Origin of the sequence: Actinomycetospora rhizophila (assembly GCF_042657905.1) — a bacterium.
Classification (GTDB): domain Bacteria; phylum Actinomycetota; class Actinomycetes; order Mycobacteriales; family Pseudonocardiaceae; genus Actinomycetospora; species Actinomycetospora rhizophila.
In genome coordinates this window covers 151,265-175,756 of record NZ_JBHSKG010000014.1, presented here as the reverse complement: position 1 = coordinate 175,756, position 24,492 = coordinate 151,265, and the positions used below count along the sequence as shown (strand labels likewise).

Below are 24,492 nucleotides of genomic sequence, written 5' to 3'. Positions count from 1 at the left end.
CGGCCTGTCGTGACCCGCCCGTCGTGACCCGCCCGGGCCGGAGGAGCCGCCACGGTGCGTCGTTACCCTGAGGCGCGTGTGCGGGATCGTGGGATACGTCGGCGGGCGCGGTGCCCAGGAGGTCCTCGTCAACGGGCTGCGGCGCCTGGAGTACCGCGGGTACGACTCCGCCGGGGTCGCGATCGCGGACGGCCGGGGCGGGCTCGAGGTGCACCGGGCGGCCGGTCCGCTCGACAACCTGGTGGCGGTCCTGCCGGCGGACGGGACGGCGGGGACCACCGGGATGGGGCACACGCGCTGGGCCACGCACGGCCCGCCGACCGACCGCAACGCCCACCCGCACCGGGACGCCACCGGCCGGGTCGCGGTCGTGCACAACGGCATCATCGAGAACTTCGCCGCGCTGCGCGCCGAGCTCGAGGCCGACGGCGTGGAGCTCACCAGCGACACCGACAGCGAGGTCGCGGCGCACCTGGTGGCGCGGGCGTTCGACGCCCAGGGGCGGGAGGGGGACGAGACAGCCGGGCTGACCGCCGCCGTGCGCGCGGTGGTGGGCCGGCTCGAGGGCGCGTTCACGCTGGTCATCACCCACGCCGACCGTCCCGGCGAGATCGTCGCGGCGCGCCGGTCGTCGCCGCTGGTGGTGGGCGTCGGCCAGGGCGAGATGTTCGTGGCGTCGGACGTGGCGGCGTTCATCGACTTCACCCGCGACGCCGTCGAGCTCGGCCAGGACCAGATCGTCACGCTGACCGCCGAGGGCGCCGTCGTCACCGACTTCCTCGGGGAGACCGCGAAGACGCGTCCCTTCCACGTCGACTGGGACATCGAGGCCGCCGAGAAGGGCGGCCACGACTTCTTCATGCTCAAGGAGATCGAAGAACAACCGGCAGCCCTCGCCGACACGCTGCGCGGGCATCTCGTCGACGGCCGGGTGGTGCTCGACGAGCAGCGCCTCTCGGACCAGGAGCTGCGCGACATCGACAAGGTGTTCGTGGTGGCCTGCGGCACCGCGTACCACGCGGGCCTGCTGGCGAAGTACGCGATCGAGCACTGGTGCCGCATCCCGGTCGAGGTCGAGGTCGCGAGCGAGTTCCGCTACCGCGACCCAGTGCTCGACCGCTCCACGCTCGTCGTCGCGATCTCCCAGTCCGGCGAGACCGCGGACACCCTCGAGGCCGTGCGCCACGCCCGCGACCAGAAGGCGCGCGTGCTGGCCATCTGCAACACCAACGGCGCGCAGATCCCGCGCGAGTCCGACGCCGTGCTCTACACCCACGCGGGCCCCGAGGTCGGGGTGGCGGCGACCAAGACGTTCACCGCGCAGGTCGTCGCCTGCTACCTGGTCGGGCTGGCGCTGGCGCAGGTGTTCGGCACGAAGTACGCCGACGAGGTCGCCCGGGAGTACGCCGAGCTCGAGTCGAGCACGGTCGCGGTGCAGCGGGTGCTCGAGGCCGTCGTCGAGCCGACCCGCGCGCTCGCCCGCGACCTCGCGACGTCGAAGGCGGTGCTGTTCCTCGGCCGGCACGTCGGGTTCCCGGTGGCGCTGGAGGGCGCGCTCAAGCTCAAGGAGCTCGCCTACATGCACGCGGAGGGCTTCGCGGCGGGCGAGCTCAAGCACGGGCCGATCGCGCTGATCGAGCAGGACCTGCCGGTGGTGGTCGTCATGCCCTCGCCGAAGGGCCGCGCGATCCTGCACCAGAAGCTGCTCTCGAACATCCGCGAGATCCAGGCGCGCGGGGCGCGGACGATCGTGGTGGCCGAGGAGGGCGACGAGACGGTGCGCCCGTTCGCCGAGCACCTCATCGAGGTCCCCGCGGTGTCCACGCTGCTCCAGCCGCTGGTGGCGAGCGTGCCGCTGCAGGTCTTCGCCGCCGAGGTCGCCCGCGCCCGCGGCTACGACGTCGACAAGCCCCGCAACCTCGCGAAGTCCGTCACGGTCGAGTAGCGCGGCATGTGAGCGAACTTCGGGGCTATAGCCCCGAAGTTCGCTCACATAGGGCGGAGGGGAGCAAGGGTGTACGGCGTCTGGACGCCCGAGCAGGTGCGCGCGGCCGAGGAACCGGTGCTGGCGCGCACCCCCGACGGCGCGCTGATGCGCCGCGCGGCCCGGGGCGTCGCCCAGGTCGCGCTGGGCGAGCTCGAGCGCCGCACCGGGGGCGTCAGCGGCCGGCGGGTGGTCGTCCTCGCCGGTGCGGGCAACAACGGCGGCGACGGGCTCTGGGCCGGCTACGAGCTGCGCCGCCGCGGGGTCGCGGTCACCGCGGTGCTGCTGAGCCCCGACCGCGCCCACCCCGCGGGGCTCGCCGCGCTGCGCAGGCAGAAGGGCCGCGTCCTGCTCCGCGTCGAGTCCGGCGTCCTCGCGATCGAGCGCGCCGACCTCGTGCTCGACGCCGTCGTCGGCACCGGCGCCCGGGGCGGCCTGCGTCCCGAGGCCGCCGCCCTCGCCGACGCGGCCGCGACCGCCGGCGTCCCGGTGCTCGCCGTCGACACCCCGAGCGGCGTCGACCCGCTCACCGGGGTGCCCGGCGAGGACTCCGTGCAGGCGGCCGCCACCGTCACCTTCGGCGCCCGCAAGCCCGTCCACGTGCTCGCCGCGCCCCGCTGCGGGCCCGTGACGCTGGTCGACATCGGGATCGGCCCCGAGCTGCCCCCGCCCCCGGTGCGCGTGCTCGAGGCGGCCGACGTCGGCGCGCGCTGGCCCGTGCCCGGCCCCGGCGACGACAAGTACACCCAGGGCGTGGTCGGCGTCGCCGCCGGCAGCGCCACGTACCCCGGCGCGGCGGTGCTCGCGAGCGGCGCCGCCGCCCTGTCCACCAGCGGCATGGTCCGCTACGCCGGCAGCGCCGCCGACGAGGTGCGCGCCGCCTGGCCCGAGATCGTCGCCACCGACACCGTCGGCGAGGCCGGTCGCGTCCAGGCGTGGGTCGTCGGCCCCGGCCTCGGCACCGACGACGCCGGCGCGCGGACGCTGGGCGACGTCCTCGACGCCGGCCTGCCCGTGCTCGCCGACGCCGACGCGGTGACGCTGCTCGGGACGCACGCGGAGCTGCGGGAGCGCGCGCGGAACGCCCCGGTGCTCATCACCCCGCACGCCGGCGAGTTCGCCCGCGTCGCCGAGCTGACCGACGACCGCGTCGCGTCCGCGCAGCGCGCCGCCGCCGACCTCGGCGTCACCGTGCTGCTCAAGGGCAACGCGACGATCGTCGCCGCCCCCGACGGGCGGACCCTCGTGCACCCCGCGGGGAGCGCCTGGCTCGCCACCGCGGGCTCCGGCGACGTGCTCTCCGGCGTCGCCGGGGCGCTGCTCGCCGCCGGGCTCGACCCCTGGTGGGCGGGCGGCTGCGCCGCGTTCGTCCACGCGCGGGCCGCCGACATCGGGGCCGGCGCCGCCGACGGCCCCGGCTCGCCGGTGCCGGCGTCGTTCGTGCAGCAGGCCCTGCCACGGGCCATCCGCGAGGTCCGGGAGGCCGTCCGGTGACCAGACCACGGGTCGAGGCCCTCATCGACCACGACGCCCTGGCCCACAACGTCGGCCTGCTCGCCGGCCTCGCCCGCGCCTCGGGCGCCGCGACGATGGCGGTGGTCAAGGCCGACGGCTACGGGCACGGGGCCGTCGAGGCCGGTCGCACCGCGCTGGCGTCCGGGGCGACCTGGCTCGGCGTCTGCACCCTCGAGGAGGCCGCGCAGCTGCGCGCCGCCGGCATCGACGCGCCCGTGCTGTCCTGGCTGCACCTGCCCGACGAGGACTTCGCCCCCGCCGTCGCCGACGGGGTCGACCTCGGTGTCTCCTCCCGCGCGGAGCTCGGCGGCGTCGTCGCCGGGGCCGGGCGCGCGGGGCGGCCGGCGCGCGTCCACCTCAAGATCGACACGGGGCTGAGCCGGAACGGCTGCCCGCCCGCCGCGTGGTCGGAGCTCCTCGACGCCGTCGAGGCGGCCCGCGCGGCCGGCGACGTCGAGGTGGCCGCGGTGTGGTCGCACCTCGCGCACGCCGACGCCCCCGACCACCCCACGATCGACGTCCAGGCGAAGCGCCTCGAGGAAGCCTGGCGGATCGCGGGCGAGCGTCTCGGCGGGCCGCGCCCGTGGCGGCACCTCGCGAACTCCGCCGCCACCCTCACCCGTCCGGACCTGCACCTCGACCTCGTGCGCCCCGGGATCGCGGTCTACGGGCTCGACCCCCTCGAGGCGCCCGACGGTCACGGTCTGCGCCCGGTCATGACCTTCCGCACCCGCGTGGCGCTGGTCAAACGGGTGGCCGCCGGGGAAGGTGTGTCCTACGGGCACGAGTGGGTGGCCCCCGACGAGCGGGTGCTGGCGCTGGTGCCGACGGGATACGCCGACGGGGTGCCGCGACGGCTCGGAGGGACGATGACAGTGCAGCTCGCCGGCCGGCGCCGACCGGTCGTCGGTCGCGTGTGCATGGACCAGGTCGTGGTCGACCTCGGTCCCGCCGCCGCGTTCACCGACGACGTCGCCCCCGGCGACGAGGTGCTGCTCTTCGGCCCGGGCGACGCGGGCGAGCCGACCGCGCCCGACTGGGCCCGCTGGCTCGACACGATCCACTACGAGGTCGTCACCGGTGTCGGCTGCCGCCCGCGCGTGACGCGGACGAGGGGGTCGACGGCGTGAGCGCCGACCACCGGCCCCGCCAGCCCCACCACCTCTCGCCCGGCGCCGTCGCCGGGGCCGTGGCGGGCACGGTGCTGGGCGGCGCGGCCGCGGCCGGCGCCGTCGGGGCGGGGCGGGCCCGGTCGCGGATCCTGCGCCAGCGCGAGCGCCTCTCCGAGGAGGAGAAGGCCCATCCCTCGATGCTCGGGCTCGTCCCGGCCGGGCGCGAGTCGTCGGTGGCGGCCGACGACGGGGTGCGGCTCTCGGTGGAGGAGGTCGACCCCGTCGAGGGCGGGACGCCGGAGCTGACCGTGGTGCTCGTGCACGGCTTCGCGCTCGACCGCAAGTGCTGGCACTTCCAGCGCCGGATGCTCTCGGAGCTCACCGAGCCGACGGTGCGCACCGTCCTCTACGACCAGCGCCGCCACGGCCGGTCCGCGCAGGCGAGCGCGCGGTCGTGCACGATCGCCCAGCTCGGCGCCGACCTCGACGCGATCCTGCGCGCCGTGGTGCCCGAGGGGCCGATCGTGCTCGTCGGCCACTCCATGGGCGGCATGACGATCATGGCGCTGGCCGAGCGGAACCCGAAGCTCTTCCGGGAGCGCATCGTCGGGGTGTCGCTGCTGTGCACGTCGGCGGGCGACGTCATGGCCGGCGGGCTCAAGCAGGCCGTCCTGTCGCACCGCAACCCGACGGTCAACGTCCTGGGCCGCATCGCGCACTGGCAGCCCGCCTTCGCCGACCGCGTGCGCCGCGCCGCCGGCAACGTCATCTGGGCGTTCGTGCAGGGCCTGTCGTTCGGCGACCGCTCCACCGACCCCGCGCTGGTCGACCTCGTCGACCGCACGATCGCCGCCACGCCGCTGGACGCGCTCACGTCGTTCGCCAACACCCTGTCGACCCACAACCGCCGCGCCGCGCTCGCCGGCCTGTCGCAGTGCGAGGTGCTGGTCGCCGGCGGCACGCGCGACCGGATGATCCCCTACGAGCACTCCGAGCTCATCGCCGCGGAGATGCCGCACGCCGAGCTGCTGCCCCTCGAGGGCGCGGGGCACATGGCGATGCTCGAGCAGCCCGGCGAGTACGACGCCGCCCTGCTGGAGCTGCTGCGCCGCTGCACCCACCGCAGCCAGGTCCTGCGCCGCCTGCGCCCCGGCGGGGCCCCGCGGACCGACCGCCCCCGCCGCGGGCTGCGCCGACCCCGGCGGCGGGCATGACCGCGGGCCCCGAGGTCGTCACCGACCGCCGCGTCGACCTGCCCACCGCCGCGGACACCACCGCGCTGGGACGCGAGATCGGCACGCGCCTGCGGCCCGGGGACCTCGTCGTGCTCGCCGGCCCCCTGGGCGCCGGCAAGACCTGCCTCGCCGCGGGCATCGGGGAGGGCCTGGGCGTCGAGGGCCCGGTCACGTCGCCGACGTTCGTCATCGCGCGCGAGCACCCGCCGCTGCCCGGGGCGCTCGGCGGGCGCGGGGTCGTCCTCGTGCACGTCGACGCCTACCGGCTCGGGGTCGGCACCGCCGCCACCCCGGACCCGCGCGAGGTCGCCGCGCAGCTCGACGACCTCGACCTCGACACCGACCTCACCCGCGCCGCCGTCGTCATCGAGTGGGGCGAGGGCGTCGCCGAGCACCTCGTCGCCGAGCACCTGCTGGTCCGGCTCGACCGGTCCGGCCCCGACGAGCGGCGCGACGCCCACCTGCACGGCCCCGCCCGGCTGGTCGGCGGGGGTCCGTAGGGTTCACGGCCGTGCTCGTCCTGGCCCTCGACACCGCGACCGCCCGCATCACGGCGGGTGTGGTGCACCTGTCCGACGACGGCCCGGTCACCCTGGCCGCCCGCGACGCCGAGGGTGCCCGCGCGCACGCGGAGCTGCTCGCGCCCGCGGTCGCGGAGGCCCTGGCCGAGGCCGGGCGCACCCGCGCCGACCTCGACGCCGTCGTCGCCGGCCTCGGCCCCGGACCCTTCACCGGCCTGCGGGTGGGACTGGTGACGGCCGCGGCGATGGGCGACGCCCTCGGGCTGCCCGTGCACGGCGTCCCGACCCACGACGCGCTCGCCGCCGGGGTGCCCGGGCGCCTGCTGGTGGTCACCGACGCCCGCCGCCGCGAGGTCTACTGGAGCCGCTACGCCGACGGCGTGCGCACGCACGGGCCCGAGGTCGTCGCGCCCGCCGAGCTCGCGGCGCGCGTGGACCGTGACCTCGGTCCGGTCGACCGCGTCGTCGGCGACGCCGCCGAGAAGGTGGGCGCGCCGGCCGGCATGCCCGGTCCCCGACCCGGCGGCCTCGTCGCCGTCGCCGCGGCGGCCCTGCGCGCGGGCACCGTCCCCGGCCCGCTGGTGCCGCTCTACCTGCGCCGCCCCGACGCCGTGCCGCCCGGGGCGCCGAAGGCCGTGACCCGCGCGTGAGCGCCGTCGTCCTCGACGCGCTGACCGAGGCCGACGCGCCGCGGTGCGCCGAGCTCGAGGCGATCCTCTTCCCCGGCGACGACCCCTGGAGCGCGCGGGCCTTCCGCGAGGAGCTGCGCGCCGGGCACCGCTACCTCGCGGCCCGCGACGGCGCCGAGCTCGTCGGCTACGGCGGGGTCGCCCTGCTGCCCGGACGCCTGGGGCAGCAGGCCGAGGCCGAGATCCACACCATCGGGGTCGACCCCGCCCACCAGCGCCGGGGCATCGGGCGCGCCCTGCTCGACGGCCTGCTCGCCGCCGCGGACGCGATCGGTGCGACGACCTACCTCGAGGTCCGCGTCGACAACGCGCCGGCGCGCGAGCTCTACCGCGCCGCCGGTTTCGAGGTCGTCGGCACGCGCCGCCGGTACTACGCGTCGGGCGCCGACGCCCACACGATGCGGCGGTTCCCCCACGGCGAACACGCGGGCGACGCCCCTCGTTGATGCCTTGGCACTCTCGGCGCTAGAGTGCCAATCAGCACGGCGCCGGAGCCGCCTCGGCTCCCGCGACGGCGGGGCGGACCCCCGGCGCCGTGAGGACAACAGGACGCATCCGCTCCGACCGCAGACAGGTGGAGGTCACCGACGTGGCCAGCGTGAACATCAAGCCGCTCGAGGACAAGCTCGTGGTGCAGGCCAGCGAGGCCGAGACCACGACCGCTTCCGGCATCGTCATCCCGGACACGGCGAAGGAGAAGCCCCAGGAGGGCAAGGTCCTCGCCGTCGGCCCGGGCCGCGTGGACGACAACGGGAACCGCATCCCGCTCGACGTCGCCGTGGGTGACGTCGTCATCTTCTCGAAGTACGGCGGCACCGAGGTCAAGTACAACGGCGAGGACTACCTGATCCTCTCCTCCCGCGACGTGCTGGCGGTCGTCAACTAGGACCCCGCGCACGAGCACAGCGATCGCCGCCCCGGTGGCCCCACGGGGCACCGGGGCGGCGTCGTTCCCGCGGGACAGGAAGGAAGCCAGTGCCCAAACAGATCACCTTCGACGAGACCGCCCGCCGCGCCCTCGAGCGCGGGGTCGACCAGCTGGCCCACGCGGTCGTGGTGACCCTCGGGCCGCGGGGCCGTCACGTCGTGCTGGAGAAGAAGTTCGGTGGTCCCACGATCACCAACGACGGCGTCACCATCGCTCGCGAGATCGAGCTCGACGACCCGTTCGAGAACCTCGGCGCGCAGCTGGCGAAGAACGTCGCCACGAAGACCAACGACGTCGCGGGCGACGGCACGACGACGGCCACCGTCCTCGCGCAGGCGCTCGTGTCCGAGGGCCTGCGCAACCTGGCGGCGGGCGCCAACCCGACCGCGCTCGGCGCGGGCATGGTCGCCGCCACCGAGAAGGTCACCGAGATCCTGCGGTCGAAGGCCACCCCGGTGAACGGCCGGCAGGGCATCGCCGCCGTCGGCGCGGTCGCCTCGCGCGACCAGACGATCGGCGACCTCATCGGCGAGGCCATGGAGAAGGTCGGCGAGGACGGCGTCATCACGGTCGAGGAGGCCTCGACGCTGGCCACCGAGCTGGAGATCACCGAGGGTCTGCAGTTCGACAAGGGCTACATCTCGCCCTACTTCGTCACCGACAACGACTCGATGGAGGCCGTGCTCGAGGACGCCCAGATCCTCCTGCACCGCGAGAAGATCAGCTCCATCCAGGACCTGCTCCCGCTGCTGGAGAAGGTCGTCGAGTCGGGCAAGCCGCTGCTGATCGTCGCCGAGGACGTCGAGGCCGAGGCCCTGTCGACCCTGGTCGTCAACTCGATCCGCAAGACGGTCAAGGTCGCCGCGGTCAAGGCGCCGTTCTTCGGCGACCGCCGCAAGGCGTTCCTCGACGACCTCGCGGCCGCCACCGGCGCCACGGTGGTCAACCCCGAGGTCGGCATCAAGCTCGCCGAGTCGGGCCCCGAGGTGCTCGGCAGCGCGCGCCGCGCGGTCATCACCAAGGACGCCACCACCCTCGTCGAGGGCGGCGGGCGACGGGAGGACGTGGACGCCCGCGTCACCCAGATCCGGCGGGAGATCGAGGAGACCGACTCCGACTGGGACCGCGAGAAGCTGCAGGAGCGGCTGGCGAAGCTCGCCGGCGGCGTCGCGGTCATCAAGGTCGGCGCGGCCACCGAGACCGAGATGAAGGAGCGCAAGCACCGCATCGAGGACGCCATCGCCGCCACCCGCGCCGCGGTGGAGGAGGGCATCGTCCCCGGCGGCGGCAGCGCGCTGCTGCACGCCTCGGCCGAGCTCGCCGACGGCCTCGGCCGCACCGGCGACGAGGCCACCGGCGTGGCCCTCGTTCGTCGCGCACTCTCGGCGCCGCTCAAGGCCATCGCCCGCAACGCGGGGCTCGAGGGTGCCGTCGTCACCGCCCGGGTCGCCGAGGCGGGCTGGGGCCACGGCTACGACGCCGCGAGCGAGCAGTACGGCGACCTCATGGCCACGGGGATCATCGACCCGGTGAAGGTGACGCGCTCCGCCCTGGAGAACGCCACTTCCATCGCCCGCATGGTGCTCACCACCGAGAGCGCCGTCGTGGACAAGCCCGAGGACGAGGAGCCGGCGGCCGCCGCCGGTGGCCACGGGCACGGCCATTAGCCGGTAGAACGCGCAACGGGCCCCCAGCCGGCCGGCTGGGGGCCCGTTCTGCGTCCTGCGTGGCTCAGCCCAGGCGGCGGGGGCGGCCGGTGGCCACCGCGACGCGCTCGGACTCGGACATCCCGCCCCAGATGCCGTAGGGCTCCCCGGCGGCGATGGCGTGCCGGCGGCAGGGCTCGATGACGGGGCAGTCGCGGCAGACCGCCTTGGCGCGCCGCTCCCGGTGGGCCCGGGCCGGGCCGCGCTCACCGTCGGGGTGGAAGAAGAACGTGCTGTCCATGCCGCGGCAGGAACCGAGTCGCTGCCAGTCCCACACGTCTGCGTTGGGCCCCGGCAGCCGGCGGACGTCCGCCATGTGCCACCTCCACGTCGCGAGGACCCGCGGGTCCGGCTCCACGCACGTCCCGTGCGGACCGCGACCGGCTCCGCAGCGCGCCGTGCACCTGCGGATGGTCACCCTGTGTACGCACCTCGGCGCGTACCGCGACCACCCTCGTGGACCCTATGGCGGTTGTGCACGACCCGACAAGGACATGCGACGTGCGCCATTCCCCGATGTATTCATCGGCGAGCGGTTCCCTACATGTCGGGGTGCTTGCCGAACCGGCTCCGATCCGTGATCATTCCCCGCACGCGGAGTACACGGGAGTGTCGCCGGACGGTCGTATCCGGTGGATCTCCGGTCGTCACCGTAGGGTCGCCCGCACGTTGAACAGGGGGAGGGTCGCCACATCGGCCGGTCGGTCCGCCGACCGGCGCCGACACGGCCGTGGAGGCCCTCGGCCCCATCGAGGCGTGGCACGTCCTGCGCCCGTCGACCAAGGAGAGCGCATGGACCGGCACGCCGAGCGGCCGGCCGACCGCGGACGCGAACCGGCCGGACGTCGTACCGAATTCGCTCCGGGCGGCGGGTCAAGCTCGTCGGTCGGCGCGCCGATGGGGGAGAGTGCTCGCTCATCGGCTGCAGGGTCGCTGCAGAAAGGAGCTCCCGTGACCACGGTGCTGATCTGCGACGACCGTCGCAGCGTCCGTGAAGGCCTCACCAGGGTGATGTCCGCGGTCCCGGGTGTCCACCGCATCGACTGCGTCGCCCACGGCGACGAGCTGCTCACCCGCTTCTCGCGGCAGACGGTCGACGTCGTCCTGGTCGGCACCCAGCGCGCCGTGCCGACCGGCGTGGAGGCCACCCGGCGTCTCGTCGCCGCGCACCCGCAGGCCAACGTCATCGTCTTCGGCGCCCCCGACGACTCCGGCAGCATCGCCGCGGCCATCGCCGGCGGCGCGCGCGGCTACCTGCGCTGGGACGCGTCGCGGCCCGAGCTGGTCGCCGCGCTCGCCCACACGCTGGCCAGCACCTCGGTGCCCGCGCCGCGCACCCCCGCCGACTCGGGCGTCCAGCTCACCGAGCGGGAGCTGCAGGTGCTGCGCGGCATGGCGCAGGGCAAGAGCAACGGCCAGATCGGGCGCGAGCTCTACCTGTCCGAGGACACCGTGAAGACCCACGCGCGCCGGCTGTTCCGCAAGCTCGGCGTCCGCGACCGTGCGCAGGCCGTGGCGCACGGCTTCCGACGGGGCCTGGTCTCCTGACCGCCTCCCGGAACGACGGCCGTTCGGGGGGTCCGGCCGGCGCCCCCCACGGGGTCCACGCCGACGACGTCCCGACGCCGGTGATCGGCATCCCGCGGGCGGTCCACCGTGCCGCGGACCGGTGGCGGGGCCCGGATCGGGCGAACGTCGCCCCTCCGGCCTCCTGGCCCGCGCCGGGTCCCGGGACCGCCCGCTACGCTGAGACGACCTTGTCGGCGCCCGGCCCCCTCACCTCGGCCGGCGTGCCGGACCGTCCGGCGGTGGCCCCGACGCCGATGCACGCGTCGCCACCGCCCCGCGTAACACCGGGGCCACGTGGAGCGATGACCGACGCAGGGAACGATCTCGAGGGACTCGTGGCCGCCGCCAACGACGGCGACCGCTCGGCCCTCAACCGCGTTCTCGCGATCATCCGGCCGCTGGTCGTGCGGTACTGCCGCGCGCGCATCGGCCGGCAGGAACGGTCGTCGGTCTCCGCCGACGACGTGGCCCAGGAGGTGTGCTTGGCCGTGCTCACCGCGCTGCCGGGATACCGCGACCAGGGCCGCCCGTTCCTCGCCTTCGTCTACGGCATCGCGGCCCACAAGGTCGTCGACGCGCACCGGTCGGTCGCGCGCAGCCGGTCCGAGCCCGTGGAGGAGCTCCCCGAGGAGCTCGATCCCCGGGACGGACCCGAGCAGCGAGCACTCAACGGAGCGTTGTCCGTCCAGATGGGTCAACTCCTCGACACACTGCCGCCCAAACAGAGGGAAATCCTCGTGCTGCGGGTCGTCGTTGGACTGTCGGCGGAGGAAACCGCGGAAGCGGTCGAGTCCACCCCCGGAGCGGTGCGGGTGGCCCAGCACCGGGCGTTGTCAAAGTTGCGGACCGCGGTGTCCGCGATCTCGGAAGAGGTGAGTTGAGTGGGCGGCCACCGGGCGTCGGGCGGGTCCGAGGGAGACCTCGTCGACGGCCCCGTCGACCTCGCGGCGGTCCGGGCGGACGACGCCCTGATCGACGCTCTCGCCGGCGGTGCCGGCGCTGCGGGTGACACCGGCGCGTACGGCTTCGGCGGCACCGATGACGACCGCCTCGCGGCGATCCTCGCGGCGTGGCGGGCCGACATCGAGTCCGATCCGATGCCCGAGCTCGTGACCCTCGACGAGGCGGCCGAGGCCGTCACGGCGGGCCACGAGAGCCGCGACCGGCTGCGCTCGCGCGGGCGCCGGCGGATGCCGTTCGCCATCGCCGCGGTCGCCGCCGCGGTCGCGTGCGCGGGGCTCACGGTCGCCGTCCACGGCGCCATGCCCGGCGACACGCTCTGGGGCGTCTCCAAGGTCTTCTTCTCCGAGCGCGCGGCCGGTGTCGAGCGCGTGGAGGAGGTCCGCAACCGGATCGAGGCCGCCAACGGCGCCCTCGCCCGCGGCGACACCCAGGCCGCGCGCAACGAGCTGGCCCAGGCCAACGTCGCCATCCCGCAGGTCGCCCCCGAGCAGCGGGCCCCGCTGGTGGCCGAGCGCGACCGGGTGCAGACCTCCATCGAGAGCGACCCGTCGCCCTCGAGCCGCGAGCCCTCCTCGGGGTCGTCGCAGCGCACGTCCGAGCCGTCGGGCGCGGCGCAGACGCCGGAGGAGACCCCGGCCCCGAGTCCCGCGGAGCCCGCGGCCCCGCCGGTCGAGGAGTCCCCGGCCCCGGAGCCGCAGACGGTCGAGCCGACGACGCGTGGCGACGACGGCACGACCACCAACGGCCAGTCGTCGTCGACCGGCCCCACGTCGCCCACCACGGGCTGACACCCGCAGAACGCCGAACGGCCCGGTCCCCGAGGGGGCCGGGCCGTTCGTGTGAGTCGTGCTACTCGGCGAGCGTGGCGTCCGCGAAGCCCCGGCAGTACTCCCACGTGACGTAGGCGGCCGGGTCCGGGTCGAACGGGGGCTCGTGCGGGCGCATGTGGCCCTCGTCGAGCAGCTGCTGCAGGCTCGCCCGCAGCAGGTCCCAGTCGTGGTAGTGCTGCTCGGAGCAGTCCTCGCAGTCGACCACCACGCCGCGGATGCCCCGGGGCGCGAGCAGGGCCTCGAACACCGCGAGGTCGCCGAGGTCGGCCACCACCTCGTCGCGCTCGGCGTCGTCGAGGGGGGCGTCGTCGGGGGCGTCGCCGTCCGGTCCCCCCAGCGCGCGGGCAGGGTCCGCGGGGTCTCCCGCGAACGGATCGGGCGGCAGCGCTTCGTAGGCCACGACCAGCAATTTACCCGTGTCGCGACGCGCGACACCCAGCGGCGGTGTGCGCGCCCGGGGGACCTCGTCGGAGGGCGGACTACGATTGGTCCCATGGTGCTGACGGAGCCCGGTCTGCCCGAGAAGTTCGCGTTGCTGGGACTGACCTTCGACGACGTCATGCTCCTGCCGGGCGAGTCCGACGTGGTGCCCTCCGAGGCGGACACGTCGGCGCGCCTGACGCGCCGGGTCACGCTGCGGGTCCCGCTCGTCAGCTCCGCGATGGACACCGTCACCGAGTCGCGCATGGCGATCGCGATGGCGCGCCAGGGCGGCATGGGCGTGCTGCACCGCAACCTCCCGGCCGAGGAGCAGGCGGCGCAGGTCGAGGTGGTCAAGCGGTCGGAGGCCGGCATGGTCACCGACCCGGTGACGTGCTCGCCGGACGACACGCTCGCCGAGGTCGACGCGCTGTGCGCGAAGTTCCGCATCTCGGGGCTGCCCGTCGTCGACGAGGGCGGGCACCTGGTCGGGATCATCACCAACCGGGACATGCGCTTCGAGGTCGACCACTCGCGCCGGGTGCGCGACGTCATGACCTCCGAGGACCTCGTCACCGCCCAGGTCGGCGTCACCGCGGAGGCGGCGCTCGGGCTGCTGCGCCGCCGCAAGATCGAGAAGCTGCCGCTGGTCGACGGCGCCGGCATCCTGCGCGGCCTCATCACGGTCAAGGACTTCGTCAAGACCGAGCAGTACCCCCTCGCGACCAAGGACCCCGACGGCCGGCTGCTCTGCGGCGCGGCGGTGGGCGTCGGCGACGACGCGTGGTCGCGGGCGATGGCGCTGGTCGACGCCGGGGTCGACGTGCTCGTCGTCGACACCGCCCACGGCCACTCGCGGGCGGTCACCGCGATGGTCGCCAAGCTCAAGCAGGAGCTCGGCGAGCGCGTCGAGGTCGTCGGCGGCAACGTCGCCACGCGCGCGGGCGCCCAGGCGCTGGTGGACGCGGGCGCGGACGCGGTGAAGGTCGGCGTCGGCCCGGGCTCGATCTGCACCACGCGCGTCATCGCCGGCGTCGGCGTCCCCCAGATCACCGCGATCCACGAGGCCGCGGCCGCCGCGCACCCGCACGGCGTGCCGATCATCGGCGACGGCGGCCTGCAGTCGTCCGGAGACATCGCCAAGGCGCTCGCCACCGGCGCGGGCACCGTCATGCTGGGCTCGCTGCTCGCCGGCACGGCCGAGACGCCCGGCGACCTGGTGCTGCTCGACGGCAAGCAGTTCAAGACCTACCGCGGCATGGGCTCGCTCGGTGCCATGCGCAGCCGCGGCCAGCAGGGCTCGTACTCCAAGGACCGGTACTTCCAGGACGACGTGCTCTCCGACGACAAGCTGGTGCCCGAGGGCGTCGAGGGCCGCGTACCCTTCCGGGGGCCCCTCGCCCAGGTGGCCCACCAGCTCGTCGGCGGACTGCGGGCGGCGATGGGCTACACGGGGTCGCGGACCATCGACGAGCTGCAGCGTGCGCACCTCGTCCGGATCACCGCGGCGGGGCTCGCCGAGTCGCACCCGCACCACGTCACGATGACCGCCGAGGCGCCGAACTACGGCGCGCGCTAGCCGTACGAGCCAGGGAAGGGACCGCCGCGTGCGCGAGCAGGTCGAGATCGGGCGGAACCGCAGCGCCCAGCGCAGCTACGTCTTCGACGACCTCGACATCGTCCCGTCGCGGCGCACGCGGTCGTCGTCGGCGGTCTCGACGGCCTGGCAGCTCGACGCCTACCGCTTCGAGCTCCCGCTGCTGACCCACCCGACCGACGCGGTGGTCAGCCCGTCCACCGCGGCGCGCGTCGGCGAGCTCGGCGGCCTGGGCGTGCTCAACGCCGAGGGCCTGTGGGCCCGGCACGCCGAGGCGGAGAAGGCGCTGGGCGAGGTCGTCGCCCGCGCCGCCACCGACCCCGCCGAGGCCGTCGCGGAGCTGCAGCGCCTGCACGCCGCGCCCGTGCAGCCGGCGCTGCTCACCGAGGCGCTCGACCGCGTCCGGACCGCGGGGGCGACGGTCGCCGCGCGCGTCAGCCCCCAGCACGCCCGCGAGCTCACGCCCACGCTGCTGGCGGCGGGCGTCGAGGTGCTGGTGGTGCAGGGCACGATCATCTCGGCGGAGCACGTGGGGCCGGACGAGGGCGGTGAGCCGCCGCTGGACCTCGAGGACTTCATCGAGGGGCTCGACATCCCCGTCGTCGCCGGCGGTGTGGGCGACTACCGCACCGCCATGCACGTCATGCGCACCGGCGCCGCCGGCGTCATCGTCGGTTACGGGCAGTCGGCGGCGACGTCGACCGACGCGGTGCTCGGCATCGGCGTCCCGATGGCCACCGCGCTCGTCGACGCGGCCGCCGCGCGTCGCGACTACCTCGACGAGACCGGCGGGCGCTACGTCCACGTCATCGCCGACGGCGCGATGAGCACCTCCGGCGACATCGCCAAGGCCATCGCCTGCGGCGCGGACGCGGTGATGCTCGGCGAGCAGCTCGCCGCGGCGGAGGAGGCCCCGGGCGGCGGCTGGTACTGGACGCCGTCGGCGGCGCACCCCTCGCTGCCCCGCAGCGGCATCACGCGCGTGCCCACCGTCGCGACCGACCTCGCGACCGTGCTCACCGGCCCCGCCCGCTCCGGCGCCGGGACGATGAACCTCTTCGGCGCGCTGCGCCGCGCGATGGCCAAGACGGGCTACTCCGACCTCAAGGAGTTCCAGCGCGTGGGGCTCTCCGTGCGGCGCTGACCAGGCCCGACACGCACCGCGACCGGGCGGTGTCCCACGGAAGTGTTCCTGGACAGACCGCGAACGGTGCGCTTCGTTCTGGACCATGACGTCGCGCCCCGATCCGGTGTGGTCGCGGCGTGCCGTGACCGGCCCGGTCTTCGTGGGGCGCCGGGGCCCGCTGGCCGTCGTCGAGCAGGCGTGGGAGGACGCGCGGACCGGCCGTCCGGCCGTCGTGTGGGTCGAGGGCGAGGCCGGGGCGGGCAAGACGGCGTTCCTGGCGCGGGCCGCCGCCGGGCGGCGCGCGGCCGCCGTGCTCACCGCCACCGGCGACGCCGCCGAGAGCGGGCTCGCGCACGGTCTGCTCGACCAGGTGGTCGCGGGCCTGCCGTCCGGGATCCTCGAGCGCTTCCCGCTCCTGCGCCCCGACCGCGCGCCGCGCGCCGACCCGCTCGCCGTCGGCGCGGACCTGCTCGGGGCGCTGGGCGCGGTGCCCGACGACGACCCGGTGCTCGTCGTGCTCGACGACGTGCAGTGGGCCGACCCGGCGTCGGTGCGCGCGCTGGTGTTCGCGCTGCGCCGCCTGCGTCACGACCGGGTGCTCGTCCTCGCGGGCATCCGCCACCCCGCGGCCGGGCCGGGCGACACGGCCGACGACCGGTCCGTCGACGCGTGGTGGGAGCGGCTGCCCGCGACCGGGGAGACGGTGCGCCGGGTGCGTCTCGAGGGCCTGGACCCCGGCGAGCTCTCCGAGCTGGCGGCGGCGCTGGGCCGGCCGCTGGGCTCGACGGGCGCCGCCGAACGGCTCTGGCGCCACACCCGCGGGCACCCGCTGCACGCACGCACGCTGCTCGAGGAGCTCCCGCCCGAGGTCCTCGCCGGCACCGCCGACGTCCTGCCCGCCCCGCGCAGCCTGCCCTCGGTGCTGCTCGTGCGGCTCGCGCGGGCGGCCCCGGGCACCGAGGCGCTCGTGGTGGCCGCGGCCGTGCTGGGGGAGAGCGCCCCGCTCGCGCTCGCCGCCGCCGTCGCGGGCCTCGAGGACCCCTCCGATGCGCTCGACGAGGCCGTCGGGCTCGGGCTCGTCGAGGAGCTCCCAGGCGGGCCGGCGGTGCGGATCGGGTTCGTGCACCCCCTGGTGCGCGCCGCCGTCCGCGGCGACCTGCCGCCGGCGCGGCGCCGGGCCCTGCACGCCGGCGCGGCCGCGCGCCTGGCGGGACGGGTCGCCCTCGACCACAGGATCGCGGCCGCCGCCGGCCCCGACCCGGCGCTCGCCGCCGAGATCGAGGAGCTGGTCGCCACGCCGGGCGCCGCCCTCGCCGGCGCGGAGGCCGCCGACCTGCTGCGCGCGGCGGCGGACCTGAGCACCGACCCCGACGACCGCGAGCGCCGGCTGCTGGCGGCGACGTCCCGGCTGATCGGCGACGGCGAGATCGCGCGGGCCGTGGCGCTGGCCGACGCGGTGGAGGGCTGCCGGCCGGGACCGTGGCGCTCGGCGGTGCTGGGCCAGCTCGCCCTGTTCACGGGCCGGTTCGGCGTCGCGCGGGAGTGGTTCGAGGCGGCCCAGGCGACGGAGCCGGGTGCGCCCGGCGAGGAGCGCCCCGGCGACCGGGCCCGCGCGGGCGCCGCCGCGCACCTCGCGATCCTGCACCTGCTGCACGGCGACCCGGAGCGCGCCGTGGCGACCGCGGGCGTCGCGCTGTCCCAGGGCGCGCGCGGGGACGACGTGCGCCTGCCGGGCGGGCTCGCGCTCGTCCTCGGGCTCGCCGCCCTGGGCCGGGGCGCCGACGCCCGCGCGGTCCTCGACCGGGCCACCAGCGGCGACGGCCGCCCGCCCCTGGTGGACGCGCTCATCGTGCGCGGCGTGCTCGCGGCGCTCGCCGGCGACGACCCGGCGGCGGCGGTGGACCTCGACGAGGCCGTGCAGCGGGCGCGGGCGGGCGAGCCGGTCCGGGGCCTGGCGCTCGCGCTGGCGTTCCGGCCCGCGGTCGCCGACCGCACCGGCGCGCCCGACGGGGTGATCGAGGGCTTCGAGCTGGCCGTCACGCTCGCCCGCGACGGGGGCACCGCCCTGCCCGGGGCGCTCGCCCACGCCTTCGCCGCCGAGGCCCTGGCCGTGCGCGGACGCGCCGACGAGGCCCGCGCACACCTGGCGTCGGCGGCGGCGTCCGGGCCGCGCTGGTGGGGGATCGACGTCTGCGCGGCGATCGCGGCGGCGCGTCTCGCCGAGGTGTCCGACGACCCCGCCGGCGTCCTCGAGGCCCTCGCGCCGACCCGCGCCCCCGGCGTCCGCGCGCTGGCCGACGGGCTGGGGATGCTCGCGCCGCGGGTCCTCGAGACCGAGGCGCTCCTGGCCCTGGGGCGCACCGACGAGGCGGCCGCGGCGCTCGCCGCGCTCGAGGAGCAGGCCGTCGGGCGGCACCGCGTCGACGTCGCCCGCCTGCGGCTGTGCCTCGACGGCGGGCGCCCGCACGCGGTGGCCGAGCTCGGCGTCGCGGACGTGGCGGCGCCGCACGCGACCGCCCGGCTCGAGACCGAGATCGGGCGCCGCCTGCTCGCGGCCGGCGAGCGGCGGGCGGGCGTCGACCTGCTCCGCGGCGCCCGCGACACCCTCGCTCGGCTCGGCGCGGCCCCGTGGCGGGCGCGCTGCGAGGCCCTCCTGCACGGCGCCGGCCTCACCCCGGCGGCGGCGGACGAGGCGCTCGGCCTCACCCCGCACGAGGAGGCCGTCGTCGCCCTCGTCGCCCGCGGTTTGACCAACCGCGAGATCGGCCGGGACCTCTACATCACCCCGCGCACCGTCGCCTACCACCTGTCCAACGTCTACGCGAAGCTCGGCGTCGCCTCCCGGCGCGAGCTGGTCCGCCTGCGGGAGCACTGACTGGAAACCGGACTGGAAGGTCCGGACGGGGTGCCCGACCCCTCCCGCGGCGCACGCTCGACGGCGTCGAGGAGGAGGTCCCCATGCACCTGTCGGTCGATCTCCTCCGCACGTCCGACGGACGGCTGGAGGGCACCGTGATCACCGAGACCGGCCGGGAGCAGGCCTTCTCCGGCACGCTCGACCTGCTGCGGATCCTGGAGGACCTGCAGCCCGAGCCGTCCGACGAGTGGTGGTCGCGGTGAAGCCGGCGACACCGCGCGTCGCCGCGGTCCTGGGCATCGTCTTCGCCGCCCTGTTCGTCGCGGCGCTGGTGACCGTCAACGGCGTCCCGCACCTGGACGACCCGGTCGCCGACTACGGCGCGTTCTACGACGGCCCCGGCGACACGCTCGTCACCGCCGTCGCGATCTACCTCGTGCCGCTGGCCGGGATCGCGTTCCTGTGGTTCGCGGTCGCGCTGCGCTCGGTGATCGACGGGCTGGGGGCCGCGCCGTCGGCGATGGCCCACGGGCTCAACCTGCTGTCCGGCGTGCTGTTCGTCGGGCTGCTGTTCGCCGGCACCGCGGCGATGGCGACCCCGGTGCTGCTGACCACGATCGGGGGCGGCGCGCCGCTCGACCCGGAGATCGCGCGCGGGCTCTCCGCGCTGGGCTACGGCCTGGTCTTCCTGTTCTCGGTCCGCGGCGCCGGCATGTTCGCGCTGACCACGACGACGATGCTGCGCGGCGCGGGCGTCATGCCCCGCGGCGCCGCCGTCGTCGCCTACCTCTTCGCGACCTGGCTGCTGCTGACCGCGACCGACCACCCCGCGAGCCTGCTCGTGCTGCCCGCCTGGGTGCTGCTCGTCGCCGTCGTCCTGCTGCGCCACGACCGCCGGCAGCGCCGTGCTCCGACCGAGCCGTCCGAGGCGCCACCGACCCCCGTCCTGACCCCGAGGAGCGAGCCATGACCACCACGCCGGACGCCCCCGCCCGGTCCCTCGCGGACGTCCCCGGGCCGAAGCCGCTGCCGATCCTCGGCAACGCCCGCGACATCGACACGCACCGGCTGATCCAGAGCATCATGGAGCTCGCGGACCAGTACGGCCCGATCTTCCAGCTGCACACCCCCGGCGGGACGACCTACGTCGTCTCCGGCCTGGAGATGGTCCAGGACCTCTGCGACGACAGCCGCTTCGACAAGCTCGTCGGCACCGGCCAGCGCGAGCTGCGCAAGACCCACACGAGCGCCGGGCTGTTCACCGCGGACACCGCCGACCCGCTGTGGAAGTCGGCGCACGACATCCTGCTGCCCAGCTTCTCGACCTGGGCGATGAAGGGCTACCTCGACCCGATGGTCGACATCGCGCAGCAGCTGATGCTCAAGTGGGAGCGGCTCAACCCCGACGAGCCGATCGACGTGGCGGGCGACATGACCCGGCTGACGCTCGACACCATCGCGCTGTGCGGCTTCGGCTACCGCTTCAACTCCTTCTACCGCGACACCCAGCACCCCTTCGTCGAGGCGATGATGGAGTCGCTCTCGGAGAGCCTCAAGCGCCAGCAGATGCTCCCGATCCAGGTGAAGATGCGCCGGGGAGCCCAGCAGCGCTTCCTCGCGAACGCGGAGTACATGGACAGCACGATCGACAAGATCGTCAAGGAGCGGCGGGCGTCCGGGGATCCGGGCACCGACCTGCTCGGGCACATGCTCGTCGGCACCGACAAGCAGGGGAACACGCTGCCCGACCACAACATCGTGGCGCAGTGCGGCACGTTCCTCATCGCCGGGCACGAGACGACGAGCGGCCTGCTGTCGTTCGCGATCGCCTACCTGCTCAAGAACCCCGACGTCGTCGCGCGCGCCCAGGAGGAGGTCGACCGGGTGCTGGGCACCGACCCGGGTGCGGCCCCCACCGTCGCCCAGGTCGGCCGGCTCACCTACGTCCGCCAGATCCTCGACGAGACGCTGCGGCTCTGGCCGACGGCGCCCGCGTTCACGCGCCAGGCCCGGGCCGCGGGGGAGACCGTCGGCGGGTACGGCCCCTTCGACCCGGGGACCGGGATCGTCGCGCTGACCCCGATGCTGCACCGGCTGACCGAGGTGTGGGGCCCCGACGCCCGGGAGTTCAACCCCGACCACATGGCCCCGGAGCGCCTCGACGCGCTGCCGCCGAACGCCTACCGGCCCTTCGGGTCCGGGCAGCGGGCGTGCATCGGCCGGCAGTTCGCCCTGCAGGAGGCCGTCCTGGTGCTCGGCATGGTCCTGCAGCGCTTCGACCTCGTCGACCACGCGAACTACCAGCTGAAGATCAAGGAGTCGCTGACGATCAAGCCCGACGGCCTGACGATCACCGTGCGGCCACGGGAGGGGCGCACGTGGGGGTCGGCCGCGCGACCGGCGGCCGTGGCGGCCGCCGAGCCGCGCCCCGCGACGCTGCCCGTCACGCCGACCGACCGGCACGGCACCCCGCTGCTCGTGCTGTTCGGCTCCAACCTGGGCGCCGCCGAGGACCTCGCCACCCGGGTCGCCCGCGACGCCTCGGACCGGGGGTACACCGCGCGCACGGCCGCGCTCGACGAGGCCGTCGGGGAGCTGCCGACCGAGGGCGCCGTGGTGGTCGTGACGTCGTCGTACAACGGCGAGCCCCCGGACAACGCCGGGAAGTTCTGCACCTGGCTGGACTCCGACGCGGCGTCGGCGACCGGGGTGCGGTTCACGGTCTTCGGGTGCGGCAACCGCGACTGGGCGGCGACCTACCAGGCGGTGCCGACCCGCGTCGACGCCGGGCTGGAGACCAAGGGCGGGACGCGCGTGTACCGGCGCGGCGAGGGCGACGCGCGCGGTGACTTCGACGCGCAGTTCGAGGACTGGTACTCCGGCCTGTGGGACGCCCTGGGCGCGGCGCTGGGCCTCGCGGCCTCGGCGACCGCGACGGCCGGCGGCGGCCCCCGCCTGGCGGTGGCGCTCGAGCAGCGGCGGACCGCGAGCCCCGTGCTGCAGTCCTACCGGGGGCAGGCGGCGACGGTGCGCGTCAACCGCGAGCTCACCGCCCGGGCGGGGACGCCGGGCGGGCGCTCGGTGCGCCACCTCGAGATCGCGATGCCCGCCGGCGCGACCTACGGGACCGGCGACCACCTCGGGGTGCTGCCGCGCAACCCGATGGGCCTGGTCAACCGGGTCATCCGGCGCTTCGGGCTCGACGGCGGCCAGTTCGCGACGCTGACGGCCAACGGCAGCGCACCGACCCACCTGCCCGTCGGGGAGCCGTACCCGCTGCTCGCGATCCTGGCCGGCTGTGTCGAGCTGCAGGACGTGGCGAGCCGGGCCGGGCTCGCGGCGATGGCGGCGGCGACGCCCGAGGGCGCCGCGCGCGACGAGCTCGCGGCGCTGGCCGGCACCGACGACGAGAGCAAGGCGCAGTACCGCGAGCGGGTCGCCAAGCCGCGGCGCACGCTGCTCGAGCTGCTCGAGGCCCACCCCGACTGCGCGCTGACGTTCGCGGAGTTCCTGGACCTGCTGCCCCCGCTGCGCCCGCGCTTCTACTCGATCTCCTCGTCGCCACAGGCGTCGTCGGACGTGGCGCTGACGGTCGGGGTGCTCGAGGGGCCGGCGCGGGCGGGCGACGGGTCGACCTACCGCGGCGTGTGCTCGGGCCACCTCGACGAGGTCCCCGAGGGCGGCACGGTGTTCACGTTCGTGCGCAGCCCCAGCATCGCCTTCCGCCCGCCGGAGAACCCGCACATCCCGATGATCATGGTCGGTGCGGGGACGGGCATGGCGCCGTTCCGCGGGTTCCTGCAGGAGCGCGAGTCGCTGCGGGCCAAGGGCGTGCCGATCGCGCGGTCGCTGCTGTTCCTCGGCTGCCGCGACCCCGAGGACGACCTGCTCTACGCCGACGAGCTCGCCGCGTTCGAGAAGGCCGGCGTGGCGACGCTGTTCCCGGCGTACTCGCGGGTGGCGGGCTACCCGTACCGCTACGTCCAGCACGCGCTCGAGGGCGCCGCGGACGAGGTGTGGGCGGCGATGCAGCAGGACGCCGTCGTCTACGTGTGCGGCAACGCCTCGACCATGGCGCCCGGGGTGCGGGCGGCGCTGGTCGCGGTGTTCCGCGCGAAGACGGGCGCGGGCGAGGCCGACGGCGAGGCGTGGCTCGCGGGCCTGCGCGCCTCGAACCGCTACCTCGAGGACATCTGGGGCGAGACCGCGGTGGTGTAGGCGCGGGGCGCCACCGCGCCGCTCAGAACCGGTCGGTGGCCCCGGCCCGGTCCTAGGTGCCCTTCACGTTCACGATCTGCCGCAGGGTGTGCCGGACCTCGACGAGATCGGCGGCGTCGGCCATCACCACGTCGACGTCCTTGTAGGCCGCCGGGATCTCGTCCAGGAACGCGTCGGTGTCCCGGAACTCGATGCCCGCCATGGCCTCCCGCAGCTGCTCGTGGGTGAAGGTCTTGCGGGCCTTCGTCCGCGAGTACGCCCGGCCCGCCCCGTGGGGCGAGCTGTGCAGCGACTCCGGTTCGCCCTTGCCGGTCACCACGTACGAGGCCGTGCCCATCGACCCGGGGATCAGGCCGGCCCGGCCCGCCGTGGCGTCGATGGCGCCCTTCCGCGACACCCAGACGTCCTCGCCCGCGTGGGTCTCCTGCACCGTGTAGTTGTGGTGGCAGGAGATCCGCTCCTCCTCGACCACGTCGGTGCCGACGAACTCGGCGGTCTGGCGCACGACCCGGTCCATCATCTCCTCGCGGTTGAGCAGCGCGTAGTGCTGCGCCCACCGCAGCTCGCGGACGTAGGTCCAGAACTCGTCGGTGTCCTCGGTGAGGTAGGCGAGGTCCTGGTCGGGCAGGTCGACGCCGGCGCAGGCCTCGCGGGCGACGGCCGTGTGCCGCTGGGCGATCTTGTTGCCGACGCCGCGGGAGCCGGAGTGCAGGAACAGCCACACCCGGTCGGCCTCGTCGACGGTGACCTCGATGAAGTGGTTGCCGCTGCCCAACGTGCCGAGCTGCGCCTCCCACCCCTTCTTGTCCCGCGACGGGTCGAACCCGGCCTCCTCGGCGAGCGCGGTCAGCTCCTCCACCCGCGGCACCGAGGTCGCCACCACCTTGCGGTTGTGGTGCCCGGCGCCCAGCGGGATCGCCCGCTCGATCGCCTCCCGCAGCGGGGCGAGCGAGCCCTTCGCCCGCAGCTCACCGACGTCGAACTGCGTCCGCACCGCCGCCATCCCGCAGCCGATGTCCACGCCGACCGCGGCCGGCATGATCGCCCGCAGCGTCGGGATCACCGAGCCGACGGTCGCGCCCCGGCCCAGGTGCGCGTCGGGCATCAGGGCGACGTGCGGGTGGATGAACGGCATGGCCGCCGTGCGCTCGGCCTGCTCGCGCGTGCCGTCGTCGAGGATCGACGCCCAGTTGAGCAGCCGCTCGCTGATCTTCTCCATGGC

At 75.6% G+C, this 24,492-nt stretch carries 21 protein-coding genes; 18 read left to right on the top strand and 3 right to left on the bottom strand.

Features of this window, described 5'->3' with window-relative positions; genetic code table 11:
• Nucleotides 1-76 precede the first annotated feature (76 nt).
• From glmS to groL, 9 genes are all read left to right on the top strand, one after another.
• Nucleotides 77-1,945 carry a glutamine--fructose-6-phosphate transaminase (isomerizing) gene (gene glmS / locus ACFPK1_RS23555; protein ID WP_378023384.1) on the top strand — a complete coding sequence of 623 codons (1,869 nt, stop codon included), beginning with the start codon at nt 77-79 and terminating at the stop codon, nt 1,943-1,945.
• A gap of 69 nt (nt 1,946-2,014) precedes the next feature.
• Nucleotides 2,015-3,478, top strand: a complete 1,464-nt coding sequence (locus tag ACFPK1_RS23550) for an NAD(P)H-hydrate dehydratase (RefSeq protein WP_378023383.1) — start codon at nt 2,015-2,017, stop codon at nt 3,476-3,478.
• Entirely contained in the window at nt 3,475-4,629 is a 1,155-nt protein-coding gene (alr, locus tag ACFPK1_RS23545; protein WP_378023382.1) for an alanine racemase, read from the top strand. The genes ACFPK1_RS23550 and alr overlap by 4 nt, the downstream gene beginning before the upstream one ends.
• Complete coding sequence (locus tag ACFPK1_RS23540; RefSeq protein ID WP_378023381.1) at nt 4,626-5,825, top strand: alpha/beta fold hydrolase; 1,200 nt, start codon at nt 4,626-4,628, stop codon at nt 5,823-5,825. Before alr ends, ACFPK1_RS23540 begins: the two co-directional genes overlap by 4 nt.
• On the top strand, nt 5,822-6,346 hold the full coding sequence (gene tsaE / locus ACFPK1_RS23535) for a tRNA (adenosine(37)-N6)-threonylcarbamoyltransferase complex ATPase subunit type 1 TsaE (RefSeq protein ID WP_378023380.1): 525 nt from the start codon (nt 5,822-5,824) through the stop codon (nt 6,344-6,346). Before ACFPK1_RS23540 ends, tsaE begins: the two co-directional genes overlap by 4 nt.
• Before the next feature lie 11 nt (nt 6,347-6,357).
• A complete protein-coding gene (tsaB, locus tag ACFPK1_RS23530; protein WP_378023379.1) occupies nt 6,358-7,017 on the top strand; it encodes a tRNA (adenosine(37)-N6)-threonylcarbamoyltransferase complex dimerization subunit type 1 TsaB in 660 nt (219 codons plus the stop codon).
• Nucleotides 7,014-7,502 carry a ribosomal protein S18-alanine N-acetyltransferase gene (gene rimI, locus ACFPK1_RS23525; RefSeq protein ID WP_378023378.1) on the top strand — a complete coding sequence of 163 codons (489 nt, stop codon included), beginning with the start codon at nt 7,014-7,016 and terminating at the stop codon, nt 7,500-7,502. Before tsaB ends, rimI begins: the two co-directional genes overlap by 4 nt.
• 128 nt (nt 7,503-7,630) lie before the next feature.
• Complete coding sequence (gene groES, locus ACFPK1_RS23520; RefSeq protein WP_116709688.1) at nt 7,631-7,942, top strand: co-chaperone GroES; 312 nt, start codon at nt 7,631-7,633, stop codon at nt 7,940-7,942.
• 89 nt (nt 7,943-8,031) lie between these two features.
• Nucleotides 8,032-9,651, top strand: a complete 1,620-nt coding sequence (gene groL / locus ACFPK1_RS23515) for a chaperonin GroEL (RefSeq protein WP_378023377.1) — start codon at nt 8,032-8,034, stop codon at nt 9,649-9,651.
• A gap of 64 nt (nt 9,652-9,715) precedes the next feature.
• Here the strand turns inward: groL and ACFPK1_RS23510 are convergent, their stop codons facing one another.
• Entirely contained in the window at nt 9,716-10,006 is a 291-nt protein-coding gene (locus ACFPK1_RS23510) for a WhiB family transcriptional regulator (RefSeq protein ID WP_378023376.1), read from the bottom strand.
• A 635-nt stretch (nt 10,007-10,641) separates the two neighbouring features.
• Between ACFPK1_RS23510 and ACFPK1_RS23505 the strand changes: the two genes are divergently transcribed.
• The 3 genes from ACFPK1_RS23505 to ACFPK1_RS23495 all read left to right on the top strand — a co-directional run bounded on the left by ACFPK1_RS23505 (nt 10,642) and on the right by ACFPK1_RS23495 (nt 13,010).
• Entirely contained in the window at nt 10,642-11,238 is a 597-nt protein-coding gene (locus ACFPK1_RS23505) for a response regulator transcription factor (RefSeq protein ID WP_116709579.1), read from the top strand.
• A 323-nt stretch (nt 11,239-11,561) separates the two neighbouring features.
• The gene (locus tag ACFPK1_RS23500) at nt 11,562-12,140 is read left to right on the top strand and encodes a sigma-70 family RNA polymerase sigma factor (protein ID WP_285648660.1); all 579 of its coding nucleotides are present in this window, start codon (nt 11,562-11,564) and stop codon (nt 12,138-12,140) included.
• On the top strand, nt 12,141-13,010 hold the full coding sequence (locus ACFPK1_RS23495) for an anti-sigma-D factor RsdA (protein ID WP_378023375.1): 870 nt from the start codon (nt 12,141-12,143) through the stop codon (nt 13,008-13,010). It abuts the gene before it with no gap.
• 61 nt (nt 13,011-13,071) lie between these two features.
• Here the strand turns inward: ACFPK1_RS23495 and ACFPK1_RS23490 are convergent, their stop codons facing one another.
• Nucleotides 13,072-13,458, bottom strand: coding sequence for a DUF5319 domain-containing protein (locus ACFPK1_RS23490; RefSeq protein ID WP_378023403.1), 387 nt, complete (start codon nt 13,456-13,458; stop codon nt 13,072-13,074).
• An 87-nt stretch (nt 13,459-13,545) separates the two neighbouring features.
• Between ACFPK1_RS23490 and guaB the strand changes: the two genes are divergently transcribed.
• The 6 genes from guaB to ACFPK1_RS23460 all read left to right on the top strand — a co-directional run bounded on the left by guaB (nt 13,546) and on the right by ACFPK1_RS23460 (nt 23,270).
• Nucleotides 13,546-15,051 carry an IMP dehydrogenase gene (gene guaB, locus ACFPK1_RS23485; RefSeq protein WP_378023374.1) on the top strand — a complete coding sequence of 502 codons (1,506 nt, stop codon included), beginning with the start codon at nt 13,546-13,548 and terminating at the stop codon, nt 15,049-15,051.
• Nucleotides 15,052-15,079: 28 nt separating this feature from the next.
• The gene (locus ACFPK1_RS23480; RefSeq protein ID WP_378023373.1) at nt 15,080-16,213 is read left to right on the top strand and encodes a GuaB3 family IMP dehydrogenase-related protein; all 1,134 of its coding nucleotides are present in this window, start codon (nt 15,080-15,082) and stop codon (nt 16,211-16,213) included.
• A gap of 124 nt (nt 16,214-16,337) precedes the next feature.
• A complete protein-coding gene (locus ACFPK1_RS23475; RefSeq protein ID WP_378023372.1) occupies nt 16,338-19,070 on the top strand; it encodes an AAA family ATPase in 2,733 nt (910 codons plus the stop codon).
• Between the two features lie 83 nt (nt 19,071-19,153).
• Nucleotides 19,154-19,315 (top strand): hypothetical protein, encoded by a 162-nt coding sequence (locus tag ACFPK1_RS23470; RefSeq protein ID WP_378023371.1) that lies wholly within the window; start codon nt 19,154-19,156, stop codon nt 19,313-19,315.
• Nucleotides 19,312-20,022, top strand: a complete 711-nt coding sequence (locus ACFPK1_RS23465) for a hypothetical protein (RefSeq protein ID WP_378023370.1) — start codon at nt 19,312-19,314, stop codon at nt 20,020-20,022. Before ACFPK1_RS23470 ends, ACFPK1_RS23465 begins: the two co-directional genes overlap by 4 nt.
• Nucleotides 20,019-23,270: a bifunctional cytochrome P450/NADPH--P450 reductase gene (locus ACFPK1_RS23460; RefSeq protein ID WP_378023369.1), complete on the top strand. Its 3,252-nt coding sequence runs from the start codon at nt 20,019-20,021 to the stop codon at nt 23,268-23,270. The genes ACFPK1_RS23465 and ACFPK1_RS23460 overlap by 4 nt, the downstream gene beginning before the upstream one ends.
• Before the next feature lie 52 nt (nt 23,271-23,322).
• Here ACFPK1_RS23460 and ACFPK1_RS23455 read toward each other — a convergent pair whose 3' ends face one another.
• Nucleotides 23,323-24,489, bottom strand: coding sequence for an RtcB family protein (locus tag ACFPK1_RS23455; protein WP_378023368.1), 1,167 nt, complete (start codon nt 24,487-24,489; stop codon nt 23,323-23,325).
• Nucleotides 24,490-24,492: the final 3 nt, after the last annotated feature.